The organism is Aliiruegeria sabulilitoris (genome assembly GCF_001558155.1).
GTDB lineage: Bacteria > Pseudomonadota > Alphaproteobacteria > Rhodobacterales > Rhodobacteraceae > Tropicimonas > Tropicimonas sabulilitoris.
The window spans coordinates 1-6,937 of the sequence record NZ_LOAS01000071.1 but is presented as its reverse complement, the minus strand read 5'-3'; the positions used below and the strand labels follow the sequence as shown (position 1 = coordinate 6,937).

General features: G+C 57.3%; 6 protein-coding genes. All 6 read right to left on the bottom strand.

All coding sequences use genetic code 11. The annotated features are described in order from the left end of the window. Positions 1-227: 227 nt before the first annotated feature. The 6 genes from AX756_RS24305 to AX756_RS24280 all read right to left on the bottom strand — a co-directional run bounded on the left by AX756_RS24305 (position 228) and on the right by AX756_RS24280 (position 6,789). On the bottom strand, positions 228-2,147 hold the full coding sequence (locus tag AX756_RS24305) for an asparagine synthase-related protein (RefSeq protein WP_082739363.1): 1,920 nt from the start codon (positions 2,145-2,147) through the stop codon (positions 228-230). An 8-nt stretch (positions 2,148-2,155) separates the two neighbouring features. Further along, positions 2,156-3,235: an ATP-grasp domain-containing protein gene (locus AX756_RS24300; protein WP_163886846.1), complete on the bottom strand. Its 1,080-nt coding sequence runs from the start codon at positions 3,233-3,235 to the stop codon at positions 2,156-2,158. A gap of 68 nt (positions 3,236-3,303) precedes the next feature. Further along, positions 3,304-3,846: a lasso peptide biosynthesis B2 protein gene (locus AX756_RS24295; protein WP_163886844.1), complete on the bottom strand. Its 543-nt coding sequence runs from the start codon at positions 3,844-3,846 to the stop codon at positions 3,304-3,306. 7 nt (positions 3,847-3,853) lie between these two features. After that, positions 3,854-4,147, bottom strand: coding sequence for a PqqD family peptide modification chaperone (locus tag AX756_RS24290; protein WP_163886842.1), 294 nt, complete (start codon positions 4,145-4,147; stop codon positions 3,854-3,856). Positions 4,148-4,611: 464 nt separating this feature from the next. After that, positions 4,612-5,529 carry a phosphoenolpyruvate carboxykinase (ATP) gene (locus AX756_RS24285; RefSeq protein WP_156461682.1) on the bottom strand — a complete coding sequence of 306 codons (918 nt, stop codon included), beginning with the start codon at positions 5,527-5,529 and terminating at the stop codon, positions 4,612-4,614. A gap of 39 nt (positions 5,530-5,568) precedes the next feature. Beyond that, on the bottom strand, positions 5,569-6,789 hold the full coding sequence (locus AX756_RS24280) for a nucleotidyltransferase domain-containing protein (RefSeq protein ID WP_068318380.1): 1,221 nt from the start codon (positions 6,787-6,789) through the stop codon (positions 5,569-5,571). Positions 6,790-6,937: the final 148 nt, after the last annotated feature.

Genomic DNA, 6,937 nt, shown 5'->3' with positions numbered 1-6,937 from the left:
TTCAAGACGTCAAGCTGAAAGCTCCGTGCCCCCCAGACAGCGCTTACGAAAGAGCCCTGTGACAGGGCTTAACACTATGTATAACACATATCTAACACACTGAAGGGTCGTCCTCGGGAGAACCCGACCGGAAAATTCTGGATCAAACCGGCTCTACTCGCGGTTCAAGGTCAAACTGAACCACTTCTGTGTTTGCCGTGAACGGAAAGCCCGGAACATCAGTTACCTTACTTGGGTTGACCAAATGTAGACTGGGATTCCAGGCGTGCTTTCAGGAAGTGTGCGAAGTTGATGGGGTCTGTTGCGAGGAGCGGACCCAAAGAGACGCTGGGGCCACCGGCAGCTTCGGCATTGAACGCCTCTTTGACTTCACTGGGATTCGGGATTTCCTGAAGGGCCGCTTCGATGGCGTTGAAGTCGAAAAGCTTGGCCAGTTGCGGGTCTTGGCGAAGCAGGTCCAATTCCTTCAGATACTCGGCCTTGCGCTCGGAAGCTCGTAGCAGTGCACAGGGAAAAGGCGCGAATTTCGGGCGGCGAGTTCTAACGCTTTCCGGAAGCACATCCTGCATGGCCTCGCGAAAAACCGCGCGCCGTACGCCGTTGCGCAGAAAGAAGCTGGCGGGCAGTCGAACGGCGTATTCCAGCAATTCTCGATCAAGCAGCGGAAAGGTGTATTGGATTCCATGATGCGCTCCTTGCATCGCATGGACTTCCAAGGCGTCCGCGATGTGGTCACTGTTAAGGAGAGTCAAACGGTTCCGCCGGGTATTTGTGCCCAGTGCAAGGCTAGGCCGTAGCCGCTTTCGGAAGGATGGGTTCAGAAATCGCGCGAGTTTCTGATTTGCCATGATGGCGGTTTCCTTGCCAGCCGCGCGGCGCAGCAAGTCATACAAACGATCCGGAAGGATGTAGGAAAGAACTTCGCCCGCAAACACACGTTTTCTAGAGATCCGATACAGCTCGGAGCGGGCCTTGAGTTCGTTCCAGAGCATTTTCCACCGACCACGGACAAAATGCTCGGCATAGGCTCCCCTGCCATTGAAGGTAACGACTTCGTCGCCTCCCCAGCCAGAAAGAATGACGTCAGCACCGTCCCTTTCGGCGGCCTCCAGAACCTTTTCTTCTGTACCGGTATAGCCGCCCACTCGATCAACCCAGGCGTCGATGATTTTTCCATCGCGTTCCGAGAGCGTGATCTTGCTGTTGTAGATATTGGGCTCGCCTTGCACGGTTGCGTCGACATAGGGCCGTTCATCCACGAACTGGACGCCTGGGTGATATTCCGCGACGAAGGAATAGGTGTGAAGAGGCCGGTTCTGAGGTGCGAGTGCCCGGGCGGCCAGCACGGAAATGGCGGTGGAATCGAGCCCACCGCTCATATGGGCTCCGATTGTGCCATCTTTCGGAAGACGGCGGCGCACGGCATTATCCAATAGTCGCCTCAACGTTGCTGCGCACTCTTCGAACTTCGCATCGTCTGTCACCGGTTCTCCGGGTTCCAGCGTCCAATAGCGGCGCTTGGCCAATCCGCTTGATGTCAAATGCAGTACATGCGCTGCGGGCAAGCGGCTGAGACCTGGCACCAGGGTGGACTCAGGATCAGGATCGCCCAGGACAAAACTATTCAGGGCAGTTTCAAGATCGAAATCATTCGGGGTGATGCCGCTGCGTGAAAGCATCTCCGAGTGAGACGCCCAAGCAAAGAGCTTGCCCGGCACATGATAAAAGAACAACGGGCGCACACCGAATTGGTCGCGGATCAGCGAAAGGCGCTGTTTCTCTTCGTCCCAGATCGCATAGGCGAAATCGCCCTCCAAATGGTTCGGAGCGTCATCGCCAAGCTCGGCGTGTAGGCGGCAGAACAGACGCTCACGATCGGTCGTCGAGAGGTCCAGCGGGGCGGCCGTGGCCGGCGCACGGTAGAGACGCGCATCCGCCACGCATGTGAGGCTGCCCTCGCGTGTAACGGGTAGATCCTCAACGCTGCGCCCAATCGTGACGCGTCCCAAACCAACTGGTCCCGAACAATGAAGGCTGAACGCACGTTGCTTGTCCGGTGTGCTCTCGAGTGATGTCGCCATGTCTTCTAGGACGCTGCTCTCCACAGTTGCCCCGTCCAGGTTCCAGAGTCCGAAAATCGCGTCCATAGTTCCCTCTACACGTATTCCGCGGCGATCTCGGCAAAGGCCGTATCCCCCATTGGATGGTCGGGCAGAACCTGAAAGTGGAAACTGCCCCACCCCGAATTGGTTTCCAGCAGAACGGGTCCGTTCTCGCCGAAAGCGACATCCCAACCCAGAAAGACATAATGGGGCAGTGCTGCGTGTCCGTCACGAACGGCCGCCAGAGCGACAGGCCAGTCCGGGAGCACTTGTCCTTCCATCTGGCGCGCCAGACAATCTTTCGGCGCCTCGTAGATCATACCAATGCATCCGGATGTGCCATCGACCATTGCCATATAGCCGCCCTGTGAAAGCACGCTCTTTTCGCGGGGCCAAATGGCCATGGCATCCACGATCTCGATTGTGCCGTCCCGATGCCGCCCGGTCAGAATACGCGCGCAGAGAGGAGCTTTGCCGATAATTGGCGCGTGGTCCGGGTGGGCGCGGATGACTGTCTGGACCAGAGTTTTCCCATGGGATCGGGAATGCGACTTGATGTGCTCAACCATCTGGGGTGAGGTGAGTTCCCGCCCTTCGCGCCAAAAGGTACCGTCGCGCCAACACCAACACTCCGCTCCAATCGCTCCCTTGGATTGGAGCGGCTTGAGCCAAAGATCCTGCTCGGGAAGGGTATCGCCTTCGTCTTGCTGCCCCATTCTCCAAATCCCCCAAACCACCGGCGTCGGCAGGTCCATCCCTGCGCAAAAGGTAGAAAAGAGATGTTTGTCCTCGACCGGACTGGGGCCGGGCTGCAACCCGGCGGCGCGGTTCAGGGCCAGCAACGATGCTGCATTCTCCGACCAGTAGAGATAATCATCCAGTCGCGCGCGTCGGGCCGGTTCCCAAAGCCGGTGCAGGTAATACTCGAGCGGTGGAACATTGTTGCGCAGGGCCAGCCACCATGCATCAAGCATGCGCACGGACGTGCCCCCATAGTAGCGCCTCGCATCCAGAGCTGTCGTTGCGGCACCGAGTGGCCATAGCAATGTCATCGCTGTTTTCGCAACCACCCTTTTCCAGCCCGGCTGGTTTGCGAACTGCGCTCTGCGTCCTGCCACGCGCAGACGGTGCATCGCCGGGTTTCCGCGCGGGGGGCCAGGCGGATGAAAGGGAAACCCGTACTGGCTTAGCCGTGCCCAGATCATGCAAACATTGCCAGCGGAACATAGTCCGATACGTCCGGACCTCCGATGACCACCTCATCCCCCGCACGCAGCCAGGCATGGGCGTTATAGCCGCGCGGGTCCGCCACGCGCTGTACCGGATCGCGATGCACCCCGATATAGGCGGTTGTGGGAACGCCGCGTATTCGCAGCATCAGGCTGGCAGCAAGGGTCTGCTCGATACATAGCGCCTTGAATGGCACGGCCATCGCAGACCGTTCTACTGCTGAACCGATGCGTCTGGCGGTCTCAAGCTGTCCGGATACAAGGGTCCGCGGCGTCTCTCCCCGCTCGGCCCCGAGAAAGCGGGTATGAATACGCATTGGAAACAGTGTGAGGACGCGTCCAAGAACAAGCGCGAAAGCTGCTTCGACAAGCAAGATCTTGCGGCGCGTGGGTACTTTCAGAAATCGGGTTATCGAAGCGGTCATGGGGAACCAAATGGCGTTGTCGAAATGAAGCGCGGCCTGATATGGAAGCAACCGTTTACCTGTCGGGTGGGTAGGGGAGTGTTCCTGCAATACTCGATCACATCTGGGTGTCATTCAGTCGAGTTATGAGCTGTTGCGCGAGGAGGTCGTCGAGAAGAGCCAGCGTCTGGGTCTCGCAAGTCTCGCGATCTACATCATATCTTTCAAGAAGCAACTCTACGATCGATTCGACCCGTGTCGGCCCGTCTATCGCAGCCCAGATGCTTTGCGCCGGACCATCAACGGAGTAATATCGCCCTGAATCCATGCGCATCATCAGGGTCTCGGCGCCGATATCTGCCTCCATCTGGTCGTCACACTTGGCAATCGTATCACGGATACCGATGGTCATGAGTCTATCTTGATCAAGGACTGGTTTCAAAGTGTGTGTCTCGTCAGCCGAAACGACAGAAGAGGGAGGCGAGCCTGCGATCATGGCTCGGCCGTGCATTCTGCATACGTTCCGTTCAAACTATCTGCCAAGTTTTCAAGGAGACAGCGTTTGGCTAGTCCCCTTGATTTTGACGGAAATTCCCGACGAGGGTAACGTAGGCGTTAAGAGGCTGCCCCGAAATTTTTGTTTTTTTCCCTAGTATCAGCTGACTTGCCCTGTGCCGCACGCATCTCGGCTATGCGCAGCGCCGGCGTTGTCCAGGGTTTCTTTTGGGGGGAACTGGAGGTGCTGTCCGGGTCAAATTGTGTGCTCATAGTGGACTTCCTTACATAATCTAAATGCTTCGTGTGAACATACAGCGCGCGCGTTTAAATGCGAATAGTTAATTTTGGGTTAACCATCTTTTTATGGCGCGCGGGAAACTAGGCCAGCCCCGTGTTGCGCCAGTGATCCTGCAGCGCCTCGATGACCAGAGCAAGCTGATCGAAGTCGCGCGCGCGCTCCAGGCGAAACACGCCCGCCTGACGCAGCAACGCTGCGGCGGCCCCGAAGTAAAGCACCTCGTCCTTGAGGTGTTCCACGAGAAACGGGCGATAGGCGTTGTCGCGAATCAACGCCGCGGCTTCCGCCGTTGTGACCGCCGAGATCCGGGGCAAAGCCGTACTGGGTCGATCCGCCAACGCGAAGAACCCTCGGACCGGGAGGCTGCGCCGACGGCCGGTTCCGGCATCGACGTAGTATTTCTCGAAGCCCTGCTGCACAGGGTCGCCTTTCTGCTCATCCAGCCTGAACTGGGCGATGGCCTGCTCCCAAAGCTTCAGCTTTCGGCCATCCGAATGCACGATGGCGCCGCTATTCGTGATCTCGATCGCGCAGAGGTCGTCGCAAAGCACCGGATATCCGTGCTGTTGCAACGCTGCCGCCATGGTCGACTTGCCCGCGCCAGATTCACCGCAGAACAATACAGCTCCGCCGTCGACTTCAACCGCACTCGCGTGCAACGCAATAATCTTGCGCAGGTGCAGCGCAATGCCGAGCACGGAGCCAACCAGGTAAGCTGCAATGTCGTCGTAATTGTCGGTTAGCGGCCAGACCAGAACCGTGCCATTCGGCGAAATACGAAACTCAGCGATCTCGGGGGCTGTGAAATGGAAGTTGTGAGAGTCGTAGGACCAGCAGGGCCCCGATAACCCAGGTTCGAGCAGCGGCTCCAGTGCGGAAGGCGTGCGCTGGTAGCGCAGATGAGGAACACCATCTCCGATAGCCGCTACGCCAAGCCCCGGCAGGGCAAAGTCGCTCTCGATCACCAGCCCTGCGCTTGCATACAACCTTGTTTTCACATTCACCTCACGCGCCATCCAGTGTGCAAATTGCGGTTGTCAGGGCTTTCCCGTGTTTTGAGGAGCAACCCAATCCATCACGTCATTCTCCAGCGCGATCATGGCTGTCACTTCCCGATCCCGTGTCGAACGATATAACTTGGACAGGGCTCCAAGAAGATAGGACATGTATAGCCCAGCGTAGCCCGTTTGGGTGTTGACGCCCCGTCCTTCCAACGCGTGCCATCTCTTAAGCGACGTGCGCGTTGGTATCACCTTCCGCCATATATAACCGCCCCAGTTCCAAGAATTTCGATTGATCACATTTGATGTGTGACGGATGTCATACCGCTTGTTCGCATCCTGGAGTAGAAGCAGACGGCTTGCCTGAACCACGCTTTCCGGCACGTGCTCCTCCGAAGAACAGGCCTCGCCAGGCGTCCTTCCAACCAGTGTAAGGGCCAGTTCAAGTGGTCGCGATATCCCCAGTACCTCAGCCTCCGAACAAATCATGTTCCAATCGAAACTGACTGCATCGAGCAGAAAGCAAAGGTCTACGATGAATAGCGGGCCGAGATTTAGACGGTGGTCGTTGATCCCATGGAACACCAGATGAAGCAGCATGTCCTCAGAGGACGGGCACGGCAATTTTCTGGCCGCAATTTCGAAGTCCTTGTGCCGATGCCACAGTCTCTCCAAATGACTCGTATACGCGTTTTTCTCCAGATCGAGATAGATTGACCGGTGGAGTTCGACATTGCATTCACCCGAGGGCGTGTTCACAGGGGACATATGTTTCGGGCTGAAAGTCTCGTCGGCCCCAATGTGCTGGAACTGTTGGGGCAGACCGAAGGCCGCGGATAGGGTTTCCCATGCGACGACTTCTTGTCCTGCAGGAACCAGGACATCGATGTCGCGCATCGGTCGAAGCCCTGGTTTCGGGTAACAGGCCTGGCCAAGATAGGCGCCTTTCAGAAACAGATGCGGAATACCGGCCCGATCCAGCGTTTCGTGAACAAGTATGCAGTCCCGAGCTATTGCGAGCTGTCGCATCGTGGAACTACGGTATTGGTCAGACAATGTTTCGGTGACATGTTTCGGCACGGAAGCTTCCGGCAAGCGTGCCATGTTCCAGGCCATCATCGGAAGCAGCCGGTGCTGATCCGCGCGTTCTAGCAATCCTTCCCAGTCGAGATCAGTAAGCTCGCTTAACCTTTGTCGATCGACGGCTTGCGGGATCATAAGCCAGTCAAGGATCAGGTCGGAGTGTGGATATGCCATTGGGTGTTCCGTTTTAAACCGAGGATCGAGCTCCCCTGGTTTCGTAGACAGTTGAGCGCTTAGCTTTTGAAGCGCGTTGAGGGTCTCTCTTTCGTAGTTGATGGAAGAGCGCTATCCCAGACCCGAATGGCGGCGTCCGGGACTATAC